Source organism: Bacillus pumilus (assembly GCF_900186955.1).
GTDB lineage: Bacteria > Bacillota > Bacilli > Bacillales > Bacillaceae > Bacillus > Bacillus pumilus.
On sequence record NZ_LT906438.1, the window covers coordinates 1238775 to 1256600 of the forward strand.

Below are 17826 nucleotides of genomic sequence, written 5' to 3' on the forward strand. Positions count from 1 at the left end.
TAGACAGATGGATACTTATTCATTTCTATGGATATGATTGGAAACCCTGCTTCATGAAAAAATGGCTTGCAGGAAAAGGGTGCAGACAAATAAAAAAAGACCTGTCTGACAGGTCTTTGATATTAGATAATCGCATTTAACACAAAGTATATAAGAGCCCCTAGAGTTCCCGAAATCGGTAATGTGATCACCCAAGTGACGAGCATGCGTTTTGCCGTACCCCAGTTTACTCCTTTTACTCTGTGTGCAGAACCTACACCTAGAATAGAAGATGAGATCACGTGAGTGGTACTAACAGGTAAGTGAATAAATGTCGCTCCGAAGATAATAGCTGCACCCGTTAAGTCAGCTGATACTCCGTTTACTGGACGAATTTTCATAATTTTACCGCCGACTGTTTTAATAATCTTCCAGCCGCCAATAGAAGTACCTAGTCCCATTGCAAGCGCACAAGAGAATTGTACCCAGAAAGGAATGTCGTCAGTTGTATGCAAATTACCTGCAATTAAAGCCATCGTAATAATTCCCATCGCTTTTTGCGCATCGTTTGTTCCGTGGGTATACGATTGCAGTGCAGCAGTTAAAATTTGAACACGTCGGAATTGTTTATTTGTTTTTGCGAGATTGTTGTTTCTGAATATAATTTTGATAATGGTATACACGATATATCCCAATACGAAAGCTAGGATAGGTGAAAGCAACAGTGCTTGAATGATTTTAATGAACCCCGAATAGTTTAAAGCGCCAAAACCAGCAGAGGCAATAACAGCTCCTGCAATTGATCCGATCAGTGCGTGCGAAGAACTACTCGGAATTCCGTAATACCAAGTAAGCAAGTTCCAAGTAATGGCCGCAATTAAAGCAGCCAAAATGACGACAGAACCGTTTTGAAGTGTGAAAGGATCTGCGATGTCTTTTGTAATGGACTTTGCCACACCTGTAAATGTCATTGCTCCTAAGAAGTTCATGAACGCTGCCATAATAATAGCATGTCTAGGCTTTAACGCCTTTGTTGAAACCGAAGTGGCAATGGCATTTGCTGTATCGTGGAATCCGTTGATGAAATCAAAAGCAAGTGCACAAATGACAATAAATATGGTAAGGATGAGTAATGTGTCCATGTTTAACTAACCCCGTTACGCATTCTTCATAATGATTGTTTCTAGATTGTTGGCAACACTTTGACAGGAATCAGCAATTTCTTCAAGTGTTTCGTAAATTTCTTTGTATTGAATGACCTTGATTGGATCCGTTTCTTTTCCAAACAAGTTCTTTAGTGATTTACGATAAAGATTGTCACAATTATGCTCGATCTCTTTGATTTTGATTGCGTGTGGTTGAATATCTTTTAAGCGATTTTCAGCCAGTAAATCGATTGTAATTAAAATTTCCTTTGCACATTCTCTGATGTAGTGGCTGAATTTGTCGATATGTTCGTCAGAGCTTGTCATTGAATAAATTTCCATTGTCGCTGAAAAATGCTCAATTCCATCTAAAACATCGTCGAGGCTATTCGTCAATTGAAGAATGTCTTCACGTTCAATCGGCGTAATAAAGGCTTTGTTCAGCTCTTTAATCATCGTATGAACATGATTATCACCTTTTGTCTCATATTCCTTCAATGTGTCAGAAAATTCTTTCAGAGTGGTTTGATTTGTTACTTTATAGCTAACAAAATACTCAGCAGTTTCATCTAAATTTTTAGCAATTTCCGTTAACAAGACGGAAAACTTGTCTTTTTTCCTTTTTAACATGTAAAAACCCTCCATTGTATAAATGAGACAATGCACACATCAAATAATTATATATTCTTTTGTCGAAAAAAAACAGGTGTAGTCGAAAATTTCTTCACTTTTTCTATTTGATCTTATTCTGACCTAAAGATGTGTTCTCAACACACCTTTTTCAGAAAGGAGAAAAGAAATGAAAAAAGCGGTCCATTCTTGGCGCCGCTTAAAGCTTAAGAAGCTGAATAAACTAGTTTAAATCGCTCGCAAACTAGGAGCATGTCTTCTTTAAATTCTAATCCGTACGGTTTGAGTGCTTCTGTGAAAAATGCTTGATGGGCTTTGTACCAATAGTTATAAGAAAGATCGCCTTCGCCTTCTGCTTGGGCAAATGATTCTGGAACCTCATTCATTGGCATGACATCTACATGTGTGATCTCTATGATGGCTTTTGGTTCGTCATGGCTGTCTAAAATGACCGCATATTGTCCTGCCTTTGGAAGCGGCTCCTGTTCCTTTTCGTAAAAAAGATGTCCAGAACATGTCGCTGTTTTTTTCCCTTGCAGAACAAGGTCAAGTAAATGATCTGGGTCTGCTCCAAATGCCCAAGCGGAAACAGATGCGTCAATTGGTGCGCTTTCTGATTTTTCTTTCCAATAAGTTTCCCAAAATAAGGTGCTCTGCTGATTCATCATTCTTCCCCCTTTGTGATGCGTTTATTATACCGCGAAATCAAAGACATGAAAGGATAGTGTCTTTATCCCTACTTAGTACATGTGTCATATGTTTTGAAAATCCGCTTTATATTTGGTGAATATAGGAAGATATAATGAAAAATTTAGAAATTTTAGAATAATCTATTGTATTCTGGTCAAGAAGTCGGTATGGTCAAAGTAAGAATATGGAAGGGGTGTTGTGTATGAAACGCATTTCTCTAACTATTTTGTCCATATGTCTGTTGGTTTTCTCGTTTTTTCTGCCTGTCAGTCAGGTCACTGCAAACGAAACTCATGGGAATAAAGTAGCTGTTGGGAAGGATGGCATGGTGGCTACTGCCCATCCACTCGCATCAGAAGTGGGTGCAGATGTATTAAAGAAAGGTGGAAACGCTGTTGACGCTGCTGTTGCCATCCAGTACGCACTGAATGTGACAGAGCCAATGATGTCTGGAATTGGTGGCGGAGGATTTATGATGGTTTATGATGGGAAGACAAAAGAAACATCCATCATCAATAGTCGAGAAAGAGCACCACAAGGCGCAACACCAGACATGTTTTTAACAGATGAGGGGAAAGTCATCCCGTTTGCTGAGCGATCCACACACGGTAATGCTGTTGGTGTTCCAGGGACTGTGAAAGGTCTTGAGGCGGCATTAGAAAAGTGGGGAACCCGCTCGATGAAGGAATTGATTAAGCCTTCCATTGAGCTTGCAGAGGATGGATTTGAAATCGATTCTGTTCTGGCAAAAGCCATTGATGATCATCAAGGAAAATTGAAAAAAACGGCCGCAGCGCCAATCTTTCTTCCAGATGATCAGCCGCTCAAAGAAGGAGACCTCCTAGTTCAGCCAGGTCTTGCAAAAACATTTAAGCTCATTGCGAAAAAAGGAAGCAAAGCATTTTATGAAGGAAAAGTAGCAAAGGCACTTGCAAATACAGTCCAGGATTTTGGCGGGACGATGACAACTGATGACATTGGTCGTTATGAGGTCGAGACTGACAAGCCTATCTGGGGAGACTATAAAGGATACCAGCTTGCAAGTATGCCTCCACCAAGCTCAGGCGGGGTATTTATGCTGCAAATTCTCAAAATACTTGACCACTTTAACCTATCTCGATATGACCCCAAATCATTTGAAAAATATCAGCTACTTGCTGAAACGATGCATCTCTCCTATGCTGACCGTGCTGCATATGCCGGCGACCCCGAGTTCGTAGATGTTCCACTAAAAGGACTATTAGACGATGATTACATTTCAGAAAGAGCCTCTCTTATTCAATTAGATCAAAAGAATCGTAACCCGAAAGAAGGGGATCCGTGGGCGTATGAGGATGAAAAAAATCCATCTCCTATTGTTCCGCAGCCTGAAGATAAAACCATTGGTGAGACCACACATTTTACTGTTGCCGATCAGTGGGGAAATGTTGTGTCATTCACGACAACCATTGAACAGTTATTTGGTACAGGGATTCTCGTCCCAGAATATGGTTTCTTCTTAAACAATGAACTAACAGATTTTGATGCAAGACCAGGCGGAGCAAATGAAGTTCAGCCGAATAAACGACCATTGTCTAGTATGACACCGACCATCATTTTTAAAGATAATGAGCCTGTCATGACAGTAGGTTCACCGGGAGGAACGACCATTATTGCTTCTGTTTCACAAACCATTTTGAATTTGCTTGAATATGAGATGGAGCTTCAGGATGCAGTTGAAGAACCAAGAATTTACACAAACAGCCCAACTTCTTATCGTTATGAAGTAGGTGTCCCTCTCGATGTGAGAACAAAGCTTAATGACATGGGACATCGTTTCGGCAATTCGCCTATTGATATAGGAAATGTCCAAGCGCTACTCATTGATCGAAAAGCAGGAACCTTTACTGGAGTGGCTGACTCCTCGAGAAACGGAACTGCCGTTGGCGTCAATTTAAAGCTATCTGCCCAATAAGAACATTTCCCGGGAAAAGAAGCGCCTCTTGAGGATGGCGTTTCTTTTTTATTTAAATAAATGAAACATAGCTGATCAGAGAGCGGAAGACGCTTCGCTATTTATGAAGTACAGGACTGTATGCATTTCGATGGCTAAGGGCCTTTTTTCCGTATGAATGATAATGTTGTTGCTGACATCAAAGAGCAAGTACTGAGTGATTAGAGAGAGGAAGTCACATTTAATAAGAAGTAGAGCAGAGTTGATGAAAGATGCAGAAGCCTGCATCTTTTTTTATAAAATTTTCCCTAGGAACATTGACTTATAATTTAGAATATTATAATATCTTTACAAAGGTAACAACATTGAACATTTTTCAGGATGAATATTTGTAAGCGCTTTATAAAAGGTTCTATTCCAAAATGTTCTTTCTTTTTGTTACATGTGTTCATATTTATACCAAATGAAAGGAGTGATTGTTTGAACAACTTGTTTGAGTTAGATGAACAGCTGATCAAGCTGCAGTACGATGCATCTTCAAGAGAGGAGGTGACCACATATTTAGCAGAGCGATTAGAAGCGGGAGGATATATTAAGTCGAGCTTTTTACCAGCGGTGCTTGAAAGAGAAAAAACATATCCTACGGGCCTTCCACTTGCGACCTTTGGGGTAGCAATTCCACATACAGATCCTGAGCATGTGAACAAACCGGCGATTAGTGTAGCCACTTTAAAGGAACCTGTTATCTTTCACAAGATGGGGAGCCCTGATGAAACTGTGCTAGCTAAAATTGTGTTCGTCCTAGCAATCTCTGAACCTAGTAAGCAGCTTGTGATGTTAGAGAAGCTCATGACACTTTTTAAAAAAGAAGAGGTGATGACGAAGCTGTCTGATATGACGTCGTATGAAGAAGCGGTTGCTGTGCTTCAGAAAGAATTAAACCAATAGCCTTTCACAAAATAATGTGAGCGCTTTATCTGAAAAATCCAGGAGGTGGATGTATGATCAAGCAAGCTGTCGATTTTATATTAGACCTTGGACCAACTATTATGCTCCCGATTATTATGACGCTTTTCGGTATGATTTTAAGGCAAGGCTTTAAGAAATCCTTCCGAGCCGGTATTACGATCGGAATTGGGTTTGTCGGTGTCAACCTTGTCATTAATTTGCTTGTGAGTGGCCTTGGGCCAGCAGCAAAAGCCATGGTTAATTCCCTTGGCCTAAAGCTCGATATTTTGGATGTTGGATGGCCGATTGGAGCGGCTATATCCTTCGGTACACCTGTTGCCCCTTTGATGATTCCTCTTGTGCTTTTGTTAAATGTCATCTTATTGTCCGTTAACTTTACAAAAACACTGAATGTAGATATTTGGAACTTCTGGCATTTGATTTTCGCAGCCTCTGTGACTTACTACGCTTATCATAATATGTTCTTGGCACTTGCTGTTGGTTTGATCGTCTCTGCTATCACGCTTAAATTAGCTGATTGGACGGCACCGACAATCGAACACCATTTTGGATTGAAAGGCGTATCGATGGCTCATGCTGAAACGGTCAACTTCGCACCGCTTATGTATGCGTCCAACCGTATCATTGACAAGATCCCTGGCTTAAACAAAATTCATGCTGATCCAGAAACATTGAAGAAACGTTTTGGTATTTTTGGCGAACCGCTTGTGATGGGTCTCATACTTGGTATCATTATTGGTCTTTTAGGCGGCTATGATGCGAAAGGCGTCATGACGCTTGGTATTCAAATGGCAGCAGTTCTTGTCCTAATGCCAAGAATGGTTGCGTTATTAATGGAAGGTCTTATTCCAATCTCTGAAGGCGCTCGTTCTTATATTCAAAAGCGCTTCCCTGGGAAAAATGTCTATATTGGTTTAGATACAGCGATTGTGATTGGTCATCCGGCGAATATGGCGGTAGCCCTTCTTATGGTGCCGATTACGATTCTACTTGCAGTCGTTCTCCCTTACAATGGCATGCTGCCGTTTGCTGACTTATCAGTTCTACCATTTACAGTTGTATGGGCAGTAGCAGCCGCTCGTGGAAACATTATTCGTGGTCTTATTAACAGTATTTTTACATTAATGATTGTCTTCTTTATCGCAACGAATCTCGCACCGCTTGCGACAACAATGGGGAAAGCAGTCGGGTTTGACTTCCCAGAAGGAGCCAATATGATTTCAGGTATTGACCTTGGTTCCCACGTCATTCCTTGGATCATGGTGAGACTTCTTGATCCGAGCAACCCGTACTTTATTGCAGCCATCATCTGTGCTCTGGCTTATGCGCTCCTATGGTACTGGGTGCGAAATGATATTAGAAAGCAGTATGCGAAAGAAATGGGCTTAGATCAGAAAGATCAATAAAAGAGCTGGAGGGATTCTTATGGCAAAGAAAATATTGGTTTCATGCGGAACAGCGGTTGCAACATCAACGGTTGTTGCCAAAAAGGTCGAAGAGACGTTAAAGGAAAAAGGATATGATGTCGTGGTGGAACAGTGCAAGGCATCTGAAGTCCCGCAAAAAGCGGAAGGCGCCGATTTAATCGTAACGACAACACCAGTGAGTGATACGAAAGGAACGCCTGTGATTCAAACATTATCCTTTTTAACTGGATTTGGCATTGAAGATGATATTGAAAAAATCATCGATCATATTAAGTAAACAATCATTCCATGGAGGAGCTTTGCTTTCCTGGCTCCTTCTATGTATCTGAAAGGAGGACGTCTCATGCAGCATCATGCTTATAGCCGAACGTCTGCAGTGTTGTCTATTTTTCTTCCAGCCGTACTCATCTGTCTGTTTTTTCTTTGGTCTCTTTATACGTTAATGTCAGCAGGGCCTGAACCGTTAGCTGTGTTAGGCGTTTATACGCTGCCTATCCTCATGCTTTCTAGCATCACTGGGCTGAACCAGCCGACAAACGTCATCATTAGTGAAGATAAACTCAAAATCGGAGCGTTTGGCAGATGGCACACATATGCGGTCTCTGATATTAAAGGAAAGCTTTTTATCAAGCCATACCCTCATATCGGAAAAGTCTATGTCAGGGTGGGCCCATCTCGCATATTCGGAGGACGTTACTGGATATCCAGTGAGATGAGTGAGTACAAGCAGCTTGTGCAAACGTTGCAGGATTTTGCGAAAGGTGATGAAAAGGAGGATGCAGCTACATGAAATCAGCTGTCTTTTATTCTTCAGAGGACATTCGGTATGAGGAGCGGAACCGGCCTGCGATTGGTGATGATGAAGTGCTATTAAGAATGCGTGCCTGCGGCTTATGCGGCACAGATATTTACAAAGCAACACATGAGACGGTACCTCCTGGAACGGTACTAGGGCACGAAATCGCAGGAGATGTTGTTGAAACCGGAAAAAATGTGACAAATATAAAAACGGGAGACAGGGTTTATGTTGCGCACCATGTACCTTGCTTCACCTGTGACTTTTGTCAAAAGGGATTTTATACAATGTGTCCGCAGTTTGCAGCCACTAATGTAGAGCCAGGCGGGTTTTCAGAGTATATCCGCGTCCCTGCATTACATGTCAAGCACACAATGGGCAAGCTCCCGAATGATGTCTCATATGAGCAAGGGGCGATGGTGGAGCCAGTCGCCTGCTGCCTGCACGGGTTTGAACGAGCACCTGTTCATCCAGGAGATTCTGTACTGATTCTTGGAGCGGGGCAAATTGGCTGCATTCAACTACAGCTTGCCAAACATTACTTAGCTGGGAAAGTGATGATAACGGATGTGAATGAGAACCGGCTGCTGCAAGCGAGAAATTTAGGTGCAGACGTCGCTTTTCATCCAGCCTCTGAGCCGGTGGAAGACCGGGTCATGAGAGAAACAAATGGAAAGGGAGCAGACCTCGTCATTATTTCTGTTGGGAGTAGTGCGCTTTTAAAAGAAGCGTTTCAAGCAGTAGCGAGAGGTGGAACGATTTTAGTGTTTGCTCATTTTCCAAAGGGAGACGTCTCCATTCCGGCTGATCGGTTTTTCCATGATGAAGTGAAAGTAGTTGGAGCCTATTCCTCACATCCTTATCACTACCTCGAAGCCCTTGAACTTCTAAGAGCAAAAGTGGTCAACACAGAAAAGATGGTGACGCATCGTTATCCGTTAAGTCAGCTCCTTCAGGCGATAGAATGCGCAAGTCACCCTGAAGGTGAGAGTGTCAAAATCATGATGTACCCAGATGAATGAGAACCTAGGAGATTGGAAGAGAAAGAGAAGTTCTTTAGAAAAGGGCTTTGCCTTTCTCTTTTTTTCTGATAAAAGATGAAAACGCTTAAAAATGAAAGAGAAATGCTTGACTTCAAAGATACTTAAACGTATGATTATTACAAATGTAACATATAAGAACAAATGTAAAGGGGAGAGAAGAAATGCAAAAACAAATCACTTTGCCTGAACAGATTAGTCATGAGAGATTAGCAGATTTATATAAACAAATGTGGTTAGTGAGATATTTTGATGAAAAGGTCGATCAATTCTTTGCCAAAGGACTTATCCATGGAACCACTCATTTATGTGTCGGACAGGAAGCGTCAGCTGTTGGATCAATTGCCGTATTAAAGGACGAAGATAAGATCGTCAGCACGCACCGTGGACATGGTCACTGTATTGCAAAAGGTGCAGAGGTCAATAAGATGATGGCAGAACTATTCGGACGTGAGACTGGCTATTGCAAAGGAAAAGGCGGCTCGATGCATATCGCTGATTTAGAAAAAGGGAACCTTGGCGCAAATGGAATCGTTGGCGGCGGTATCCCGCTGGCAACAGGTGCAGCGCTCACATCTAAAATGAAACAGGAAGGCTATGTCGTTCTTTGTTTCTTCGGAGATGGAGCGACAAATGAAGGCAGCTTTCACGAAGCGCTAAATCTTGCATCCATTTGGGATCTGCCTGTTGTATTCATTTGTGAAAACAATCAGTACGGCATGTCTGGCCCTGTAAAAGAAATGATCAACATTGAAGACATTTCAACAAGAGCAGAAAGCTACGGAATACCTGGGAAATCGATTGATGGAAATGACATGGTCGAGATTATGAACTCAGTAGATGAAGCAGTCAGCCGCGCAAGAGCTGGAGAAGGTCCATCACTTATTGAAATGAAAACGTATCGCTGGAAAGGTCACTCTAAGAGTGATGCGAAAAAATACCGTACACGTGAAGAAGAAACAGAGTGGAGACAAAAAGACGGAATCAAGCGCTTTAAGTCTCTCTTGATTGAACTGAATGTTTTGACAGAAGAGCAGGCAGCGGCCTTGCAGGAAGAAGCGAAGCAGGAAATTGAAGCGTCTGTAGAATTCGCTAAAAACAGTAAAGAACCGTCAATCGATACACTATTAGAGGATGTATACGCCTAATTAGGAGGGGAATCACGTGACAAAAACAACAGTGAGAGAGATTTCATATTTAGAAGCCGTTCGAGAGGCTATGAGTCAGGAAATGAGAGAGAACCAAGATGTATTCATTTTAGGTGAGGATATCGGCGTATATGGCGGTGCTTTTGGGGTCACGCGCGGCATGATTGAAGAGTTCGGTCCGGAGCGCGTACGCAATACACCAATCTCTGAGGCTGCCATCGCAGGAGGTGCAGTCGGAGCGGCTTTGACAGGTATGCGTCCGATTTTAGAGCTTCAATTCTCTGACTTTATTACAATCGCAATGGATCAGCTTGTAAACCAAGCAGCCAAAACACGATACATGTTTGGCGGAAAAGGAAAAGTACCACTCGTTGTGAGAACACCAGCAGGATCAGGAACGGGTGCCGCAGCGCAGCATTCACAAAGCTTAGAAGCGTGGATGGCTCATATTCCGGGATTAAAGGTAGTTCAGCCTTCAACAGCTTATGATGCCAAAGGACTTTTAAAAGCAGCAATGGATGATGACAACCCTGTCATTTTCTACGAGCACAAGCTTTTATATAAAACAATCGGCGAAGTGCCTGAAGAGCCTTATTCGATTCCTTTAGGGAAAGCTGATGTGAAAAGAAGCGGGAAAGACGTCACAATTGTAGCAACAGCGATTATGGTACACAAAGCATTAGAAGCGGCGAAGGAACTAGAAGCAGAGGGAATCGATGTTGAAATCATTGACCCAAGAACACTTGTCCCATTAGATGAAGAAACCATTATCGAATCTGTGAAGAAAACAGGTAAATGTATCGTGGTTCATGAGGCTGTCAAACGAGGCGGCTACGGTGGAGAGATTGCAAGTATGATAGCGGAAAGTGAAGCGTTTGACTATTTAGATGCGCCGATTAAACGACTTGGCGGCCTTGCAGTCCCAATACCATACAACCCGACGCTGGAAAAAGCGGTCATTCCACAAGTGCCAGATATTATTGAAGCAGCAAAAGAGCTTGTACGCTCTTAAATAAAGGGGAGAAGATCATGCCAAAAGAGATATTTATGCCGAAGCTAAGCAGTACGATGGAGATCGGAACCTTGCTTCAATGGTTGAAAGAAGAAGGAGATTCGGTTGAAATCGGTGAGCCTCTTTTTGAAATTATGACAGACAAGATTAACATCGAGGTGGAAGCCTATGATGACGGCATTTTTCTAAAGAAATACTACGAAGCTGATGATCAAATTCCAGTCAATGCTGTTATTGGATATATCGGAGAGGCAAATGAACAGGTGCCGAGCGAGCCGCCAGCACAGGCAGATGAGGATTCCTCAGAAAGCAGCGAATCGTCTTCACCAGACTCGTCTTCATCCAGTTCTACTGAAGCCCCAAAAACATCTGGTGAAAAAGTACGTGCCACGCCCGCAGCGAGAAAAACGGCAAAGGATCATCATGTGGCGATTCAAGAGGTATCTGGCACAGGGCCAAAAGGCAGAGTCCAAAAACGGGACGTCGAGGCAGTCGTTCATTCTAGTGAGAAAGACCAGCGCGTCTCACCACTTGCAGAAAAAGTCGCTGCTCGTGAAGGAATCGATTTAGCAGCAATTTCTGGATCTGGCGCTCACGGTAAGATCATGAAGAGTGACGTACAAGCAGCAACGCAAACAAAAGAGGCTTCGCCTGTGAAAACACAAAAATTAGCTGGCATGAGAAAAGTGATTGCTGATCGCATGTCACAAAGTGCCTTTACAGCACCGCACGTCACATTAACAAGTGAAATTGATATGACGAAAGCGAAAGAAGTGCGTCAGCAGTTACTTCCGGCGATTGAAAAAGAGACAGGCTACCGGCTGTCGTTCACAGAAATCATCATTCATGCGGTCAGCCATGTACTCACGCGCCACCCGCAGATCAATATGACATTTGAACAAAATGAGCTCCATTTCCATGAAGATGTACACATTGGTCTCGCTGTTGCAGTGAAAGACGGCTTGATGGTACCAGTCATTTCTCATGCGAATCAAAAAGGATTAAAACAACTGACAAAAGAAGCGAAAGAAATTGGCCGAAACGCACGTGATCAAAAACTACTTCCTGACCAGCTGAAAGGATCCACTTTTACGATTAGTAACTTAGGCATGTATGCCATTGATACCTTTACCCCGATCATTAATCAGCCAGAAGTGGCGATTTTAGGTGTAGGACGGATTCAAGATAAACCTGTTGCAGTAGATGGAGAAATTCAGGTGCGGCCAATGATGGGTGTCAGTTTATCGTTTGATCACCGAGTAGTAGATGGCGCTCCAGCGGCTGCCTTTTTAACAGACCTTAAAAAAGTGCTTGAACAACCATTTGAATTGCTAATGTAGGAGATGAATCGGATGACGAAAACGTATGATCTGACAGTCATTGGCGGAGGGCCTGGCGGGTATACTGCCGCCCTTCAAGCGGCTGAGCGCGGACGGAAGGTTGCTTTGATTGAGGAGGATTTTCTAGGCGGTACTTGTTTAAATCGAGGCTGTATCCCTTCAAAGACCTTGCTGAAACATGCAGAAGTCATTGAATCAATCGAGAAGGCGAAAAGCTGGGGAATCGAAACAGGTGACATGATTCTTTCCTTCGATAAAATGAGAAAGCGCAAAGATGACGTCATTGAAAAGCTCAGAGGTGGAATCGCCTTTTTATTAAAGCAAGGAAAGATTGATGTATATAACGGCAGAGGTACAGCGGTGACAAAGCATCGGATTGAGATTGAAAAACAAGATGGATCAGAATCGATTGAAACGAAAGAGTTAATCATTGCTACTGGATCTACACCAGCTATTCCGCCAATACCGGGGCTTAAAGATATTTCATTTGATACAAGTGATACAATCTTTGACATCCCAGATATTCCTGCTTCTGTCGTCATTATTGGCGGAGGCGTCATTGGTCTTGAGCTTGCTTGTATCTTCCAAAGTCTTCAATCAAAAGTCACCATTATTGAAGCGGCACCGTCCATTATCCCGCAAGAGGATGAAGAAGCATCTAAGCTGCTAGAAAGAGAACTCAAGAAAAAGGGCATCCATATCGCGAAGAAAACCACTGTGACAGAGGTGACGGAAAGCGAAGGAGTCAAAGCGGTTCATGCAACAGATGATAAAGGGGAGACGCACATCTTTACAGCGGAAAGACTGCTTGTCTGCGTTGGAAGAAGACCGAATGTATCAGCTGTTAACCAGCTTGATCTTCAGCATGATGGTCCGTTTATCAAGGTGAATGATCGGATGCAGACAAGTGCTGAAGGTGTATACGCAGTTGGGGATGTCGCCGGCGGTTATCAGCTGGCTCATGCGGCGATGGCAGAGGCTGCTGTTGCGGTCAGCAATATTTGCGGCGTGCCTGAAAAAATGAATGCTGATATTATGCCTAGATGTATTTATACATTACCAGAGGTGGCAAGTGTTGGTCTTACGGAGAAAGAGGCAAAAGCTAAAGGGCTCAGCGTACAAACTGAACGATTTGATTTAGCGGCAAGCGGTAAAGCGTTAGCGGCAGGTGTTCAAACAGGCTTTATTAAATTGGTGTACGATACAGCATATGGTGAAGTGATCGGTGCAACGATGGTTGGTCCGCATGTCACAGAAATGATTTCAGAAGCTTCTTCCTTTATGTATTTAGAAGGAACAGCAGAAGAGATGGCGAAAATGATTCATCCGCATCCGACCATCTCAGAAGGTTTTTATGAAGCAGCTCTTGATATCGTGAGTAAGCTGAGAAAATAAATGCCAAACAAGGGATAGGGAGGAGATGCATGTGCACGTCCAGCTTCATCAGAAAGCGGCACTTGTGACAGGTAGCACAGATGGATTTGGAGAAGCCATCTGCCTGGCTTTAGCCCAGGCAGGTGCACATGTTTTTTTACACACATTTCATGATGAATCAAAGGCTAGAACCATTTGTGAAGACATTCAAAAAATGGGTGGTCAGGCGAGTATCATCATGAATCCGCTTGAAACGCCTCGTGATGCCACGCGTATGCTGAGACAAGTGATCGATACGTGCGGAAAACTGGATATTTTGGTCAATCAAGCAGCACAAGGAACGGAAGCGGAGCTTGACGCCGCACACCCTAATGAGTGGATGGACGAAGTGGAAACCGCTGTGAATACTGTCTTTCTTTCCAGTCAAGCTGCCGTATGGCACATGGTTGACCAGAAAAAAGGCTGCATTATTAATATATCGTCATCAGGCAGTATCACAGGTGATGGCGGGATTTCACATGCGACATCGAATTCTATGCTGAATGCCATGACAAAAGGGCTGGCGCGAGAATTTAAAGACAAAGGGATTCGGGTGCTCGCTTTATTGCCGCCGCCTCTCCATTTGATTCCTAATGCAGAGCAAATCAAGGAGTCTGTGGCCCATATGACGGTCTTTTTAAGTACATCATATGGCGCATTTACTGATGGTGCAGCGATTATGCTTGACGGGGGTGAGAGTGCTGGCTAATGATCAAAAAACAGTTCTCATCGTTGGCGGTGCCCAAGGGATTGGAAAGGAAATTGCCGAGCGTTTTTTAAAAGAAGGTCACAGAGTGGCTGTGTCCGATATAGATGAACAAGGACTTTCGCTTTTAAAAAAACAGCACTCTGAGCTGCTGACATTTCAAGCTGACGTTTCATCGTGGGAAAGTGTTCAGCAGATGGTCTCAGCAGCTGAAAGGGAGCTAGGCGGCATTGCTCATCTTGTGTATTCAGCAGGGATGACAAAATCACTTCCTTTTTTAGAAGTCGATTTTTCACTTTGGAAAAAGACACTGGCTGTGAACTTGTATGGTCTTTACTATTGCATCAAAGCGTCAGCACCTTATATATGTGAGCGGCAAGAAGGAAGCATTGTCGTGATTGGATCAGGATCTGCTATAACTGGCTCAGGCGGTGGAATTCAGTATTACGCCTCAAAAGCAGGTGCTTTTGGCCTGATGCGCTCGCTTGTAAAGGAATTAGGGGCACACCATGTGCGTATCAATGTGATTGCACCCCGCGTGATTGAATCTCAAATGCTTGATACGCTCTATCCTACTGAGGTGGAGAAAAGGCAGCTACAATCGCTCATTCCTGTCGGGAGATTAGGAAGACCAGACGATATCGCAGGACTCACTTTATTTCTTACAAGTGACGAGGGAAGCTATTTACACGGACAAATTATTCTGTTAGACGGCGGGAGAACGTATCAGCCAAAATATACGGAGGGAAAAAGAGCGGAGAGGTAATCGCTCTTTTTGTCATTTTCATAACAATTGTGCCAATTAGAAACGAATGTTTGGTATACTGGGAATCATAGTATATTAAAAGGATGATGTCACATGCTGAATTGGGAAGAAAGACGACAGCTCGTCAAAGTTGCTCATCTTTATTATACAGACGGGTGGACGCAGCAGGAAATCGCAAAAAAGCTCAATGTCTCAAGACCAGTCATTTCAAAGCTCTTACAAAAAGCAAAAGATGTGGGAATTGTTGAGGTGTACATTAAAGACGAAAGTATTCATACGGTGGAACTGGAAAAGCAGCTAGAAACAACTTTTCAATTAACAGATGCTGTCGTTGTCCCAAGCGTCGGGACAATGTCTGAGATGGTGAAACGGGCAGTCGGTCAAGCAGGCGCCTATTATTTATCTAAAAACATGAAAGACGCGGAGAAAATCGGTATTTCATGGGGAACTACACTAGCTGCGCTTGTAAAGGAATACCCGTTCGAGCGAAGAAACGATGTGAAGGTCATTCCATTAGAGGGCGGAATGGGCAGGCAGGCAGTCGACATTCATGCCAATCAGCTGGCATATGAGCTGGCAAAGAAAATGAATGGCACGTGTTCCTATTTATATGCCCCGGCGATTTTAGAAACAGAAGAATTAAAAGAGCGGCTCATGGCAATGCAGGATATAGAAGCTGTGCTTGAAGAAGGTAAAAATGTAGATATTGCCCTCATCGGTATTGGCAACCCGCATAAAGGTTCAACGTTAAAAACAGTTGGTTACTTAAAAGAAGAAGATTTATCTGGTTTAAGGCAATCAGGGGCTGTTGGTGATATTGGCTTTCGTTTCTTTGACGGTCAAGGCAAACCTGTCCAAGATGAACTGAACCAAAAGGTCATTGGTTTATCACTGGAGCAGTTAAAGAGCGTCAAAACGGTCATCGCTGTTGTAGAAGGAACCCATAAGGCTGAAAGTATTTTAGGGGCTTTAAATGGCGGCTTTATTCAAGTACTGGTGACAGACGAACTAACGGCCGCAGCCATTTTAAAGGAAGCTTCCGTCCAATAAACGGCTAATACCCATCGAATTGTATAAAAAGAGCAACATCAAACGAGAAAGGAGCTGTGTATCTTGAAGAAAACCGAAATGGAAGCGAACCTACATTGTACTCGGTGCCAAGAAGAGACCCTCCACAGCATCGTTTATGTGAATGATCAGATGAAAAGCGTTGAGTGTACAGAGTGTCATCAGAAGATCAGTGTGAAAGTCGACATCATGAAGGAATTTTACAAAGAAGTATACGAAAAAATTGCGACAAAGCCAAAGCGGATGACGCAGGAATATAAGGCGAATTTGAATGGATTTATCTCAAGACTCCCAATCCGCGTGCTTAGTAAGCCATACCGGCTCATGAGATATTTAAACGAATCATACAAAGTGATTAAGCAATATAAAAAAAAGCAGAGCTGATTAGCGCTCTGCTTTTTTGTGTGTTTTTTTCATATAATAATAAATAGGCAGTCCAGCAATCCCGATCAGCATAGAGATGAGACAGCTTTTCCAGTCGGTGATCATGGTGCTGATTAAGACGAATAAAGAACCGATAATCGCAACGATTGGTGTGAGCGGATAAAGTGGTACGCTATAAGCACGCTCGATTCCTTTGTTTTGTTTTCTCAGTTTAAAGACTGCGAAAAAGGCCATGACATAAAAGATGTAGATCATGAAGATCGAAACCTCTGACAGCTTTTCTGGATTGCTGACGACCATAAACACAATGGCGATCAAAATTTGTACAAATACAGCAATCCACGGTGTTTTAAATGTAGGGTGAATACGTGAAATCGCGTTTGCGAAAGGAATTTGCTTTCGCTCTGCCATCGCGAAAATCACACGTGGGAATGAAAGAACCTTTCCGTTCAAACAGCCAAAGATACTAATGATGATGCCGATACTAATGACCTTACCGCCGATTGGTCCAAAGAGCATTGTCGCAGCAGTACTTGTCGCATTTTCTCCAAGCTGTACGATTTGATCTGCTGGTAACACGTGCAAAAGAGCGACATTAATAAAGAGATAGCAAGCCGTGACGATTAAAATCCCGCCTGCCATTGCACGAGGAAGCAGCTTCTCTGGGTTTTTCATCTCACCGCCAAGTGCTGCAAGCAATATCCAGCCGTCATAGGCAAACAACGTAGCCAAGATCGCTGCACCGAAGTTCATTTGAGCGATGCTATCGTTGACAGCCATAAAAATATTTTCGTTTCCTTTCCATAAGCCAAACACAATAATAGCGGCAATCGGGACAAGCTTTCCGATGGTGGTCAGCCCTTGAACAAAACCGCCGTATTTTGTTCCCATGATGTTAATGAAACATAAAAATAAAACAGTGATAATGCCAATTGTTGTCGACCATAAAGAAGATAGAGAAAATAAATTAGCTAACAATGAACCAAAATAAAGACCGAGCGCACCGATGATGGCAGGTCCGTAAATGATAATCTGCACCCAGCCGCATAAATAGCCCCAAAACTCACCATACACTTCTTCAAGGTAGGCATACAATCCGCCAGTCCGAGGGATTTGTGTACCAATTTCAGCAACAGTGAGTCCGCCTGCAAGGGTTAAAATGCCGCCTAGCAGCCAAGCGAATAATGCGATATCTGAGCTTCCTGAATAGGAAAGGACGTTGCCTGGCTTCATAAAGACGCCGGACCCGATAATAGTCCCGATGACAAGAGATAGGGCGAAAAATAAGCCGATGTCCTGTTTTAACGCTGGTTGTTCTTTGTTCATTACTCGCGACCTCCTGCATCACTTTCGTACGTTACTGTGACATGTATTTCGTTC

Annotated in this window: 18 protein-coding genes; 14 read left to right on the top strand and 4 right to left on the bottom strand. The window is 43.0% G+C overall.

Features of this window, described 5'->3' with window-relative positions; all coding sequences use genetic code 11:
• Window positions 1–122: 122 nt before the first annotated feature.
• The 3 genes from CKW02_RS06180 to CKW02_RS06190 all read right to left on the bottom strand — a co-directional run bounded on the left by CKW02_RS06180 (window position 123) and on the right by CKW02_RS06190 (window position 2419).
• The gene (locus tag CKW02_RS06180; protein ID WP_003210927.1) at window positions 123–1121 is read right to left on the bottom strand and encodes an inorganic phosphate transporter; all 999 of its coding nucleotides are present in this window, start codon (window positions 1119–1121) and stop codon (window positions 123–125) included.
• A gap of 15 nt (window positions 1122–1136) precedes the next feature.
• Window positions 1137–1754, bottom strand: coding sequence for a DUF47 domain-containing protein (locus CKW02_RS06185; RefSeq protein ID WP_003212390.1), 618 nt, complete (start codon window positions 1752–1754; stop codon window positions 1137–1139).
• A gap of 206 nt (window positions 1755–1960) precedes the next feature.
• Window positions 1961–2419, bottom strand: coding sequence for an ASCH domain-containing protein (locus CKW02_RS06190; RefSeq protein WP_034619982.1), 459 nt, complete (start codon window positions 2417–2419; stop codon window positions 1961–1963).
• Window positions 2420–2646: 227 nt separating this feature from the next.
• Between CKW02_RS06190 and ggt the strand changes: the two genes are divergently transcribed.
• From ggt to CKW02_RS06260, 14 genes are all read left to right on the top strand, one after another.
• A complete protein-coding gene (ggt, locus tag CKW02_RS06195) occupies window positions 2647–4398 on the top strand; it encodes a gamma-glutamyltransferase (protein WP_003212165.1) in 1752 nt (583 codons plus the stop codon).
• Between the two features lie 459 nt (window positions 4399–4857).
• Window positions 4858–5325, top strand: coding sequence for a PTS sugar transporter subunit IIA (locus CKW02_RS06200; RefSeq protein WP_003211764.1), 468 nt, complete (start codon window positions 4858–4860; stop codon window positions 5323–5325).
• 53 nt (window positions 5326–5378) lie between these two features.
• On the top strand, window positions 5379–6752 hold the full coding sequence (locus tag CKW02_RS06205) for a PTS galactitol transporter subunit IIC (RefSeq protein WP_003210771.1): 1374 nt from the start codon (window positions 5379–5381) through the stop codon (window positions 6750–6752).
• 19 nt (window positions 6753–6771) lie between these two features.
• Complete coding sequence (locus CKW02_RS06210) at window positions 6772–7050, top strand: PTS sugar transporter subunit IIB (RefSeq protein ID WP_003212259.1); 279 nt, start codon at window positions 6772–6774, stop codon at window positions 7048–7050.
• 66 nt (window positions 7051–7116) lie between these two features.
• On the top strand, window positions 7117–7563 hold the full coding sequence (locus CKW02_RS06215) for a hypothetical protein (protein WP_003211419.1): 447 nt from the start codon (window positions 7117–7119) through the stop codon (window positions 7561–7563).
• A complete protein-coding gene (locus tag CKW02_RS06220) occupies window positions 7560–8591 on the top strand; it encodes an alcohol dehydrogenase catalytic domain-containing protein (protein WP_003211557.1) in 1032 nt (343 codons plus the stop codon). The genes CKW02_RS06215 and CKW02_RS06220 overlap by 4 nt, the downstream gene beginning before the upstream one ends.
• A 182-nt stretch (window positions 8592–8773) precedes the next feature.
• Window positions 8774–9757: a pyruvate dehydrogenase (acetyl-transferring) E1 component subunit alpha gene (pdhA, locus tag CKW02_RS06225; RefSeq protein WP_003211858.1), complete on the top strand. Its 984-nt coding sequence runs from the start codon at window positions 8774–8776 to the stop codon at window positions 9755–9757.
• 31 nt (window positions 9758–9788) lie between these two features.
• Entirely contained in the window at window positions 9789–10769 is a 981-nt protein-coding gene (locus CKW02_RS06230) for an alpha-ketoacid dehydrogenase subunit beta (protein WP_034620051.1), read from the top strand.
• Window positions 10770–10786: 17 nt separating this feature from the next.
• Window positions 10787–12109 (top strand): dihydrolipoamide acetyltransferase family protein, encoded by a 1323-nt coding sequence (locus tag CKW02_RS06235; RefSeq protein ID WP_003211757.1) that lies wholly within the window; start codon window positions 10787–10789, stop codon window positions 12107–12109.
• A 12-nt stretch (window positions 12110–12121) separates the two neighbouring features.
• Entirely contained in the window at window positions 12122–13504 is a 1383-nt protein-coding gene (lpdA, locus tag CKW02_RS06240) for a dihydrolipoyl dehydrogenase (RefSeq protein ID WP_003211944.1), read from the top strand.
• Window positions 13505–13529: 25 nt separating this feature from the next.
• On the top strand, window positions 13530–14231 hold the full coding sequence (locus tag CKW02_RS06245) for an SDR family NAD(P)-dependent oxidoreductase (RefSeq protein ID WP_213019662.1): 702 nt from the start codon (window positions 13530–13532) through the stop codon (window positions 14229–14231).
• Entirely contained in the window at window positions 14188–14994 is an 807-nt protein-coding gene (locus CKW02_RS06250; RefSeq protein ID WP_034619980.1) for an SDR family NAD(P)-dependent oxidoreductase, read from the top strand. The genes CKW02_RS06245 and CKW02_RS06250 overlap by 44 nt, the downstream gene beginning before the upstream one ends.
• Before the next feature lie 93 nt (window positions 14995–15087).
• Window positions 15088–16044, top strand: coding sequence for a sugar-binding transcriptional regulator (locus CKW02_RS06255; protein ID WP_003211594.1), 957 nt, complete (start codon window positions 15088–15090; stop codon window positions 16042–16044).
• Window positions 16045–16107: 63 nt separating this feature from the next.
• A complete protein-coding gene (locus CKW02_RS06260) occupies window positions 16108–16446 on the top strand; it encodes a bh protein (protein WP_034619978.1) in 339 nt (112 codons plus the stop codon).
• On the opposite strand, the gene CKW02_RS06265 is transcribed toward CKW02_RS06260, so the two are convergent.
• Entirely contained in the window at window positions 16447–17772 is a 1326-nt protein-coding gene (locus CKW02_RS06265) for an APC family permease (RefSeq protein ID WP_003211129.1), read from the bottom strand.
• Window positions 17773–17826 lie beyond the last annotated feature (54 nt).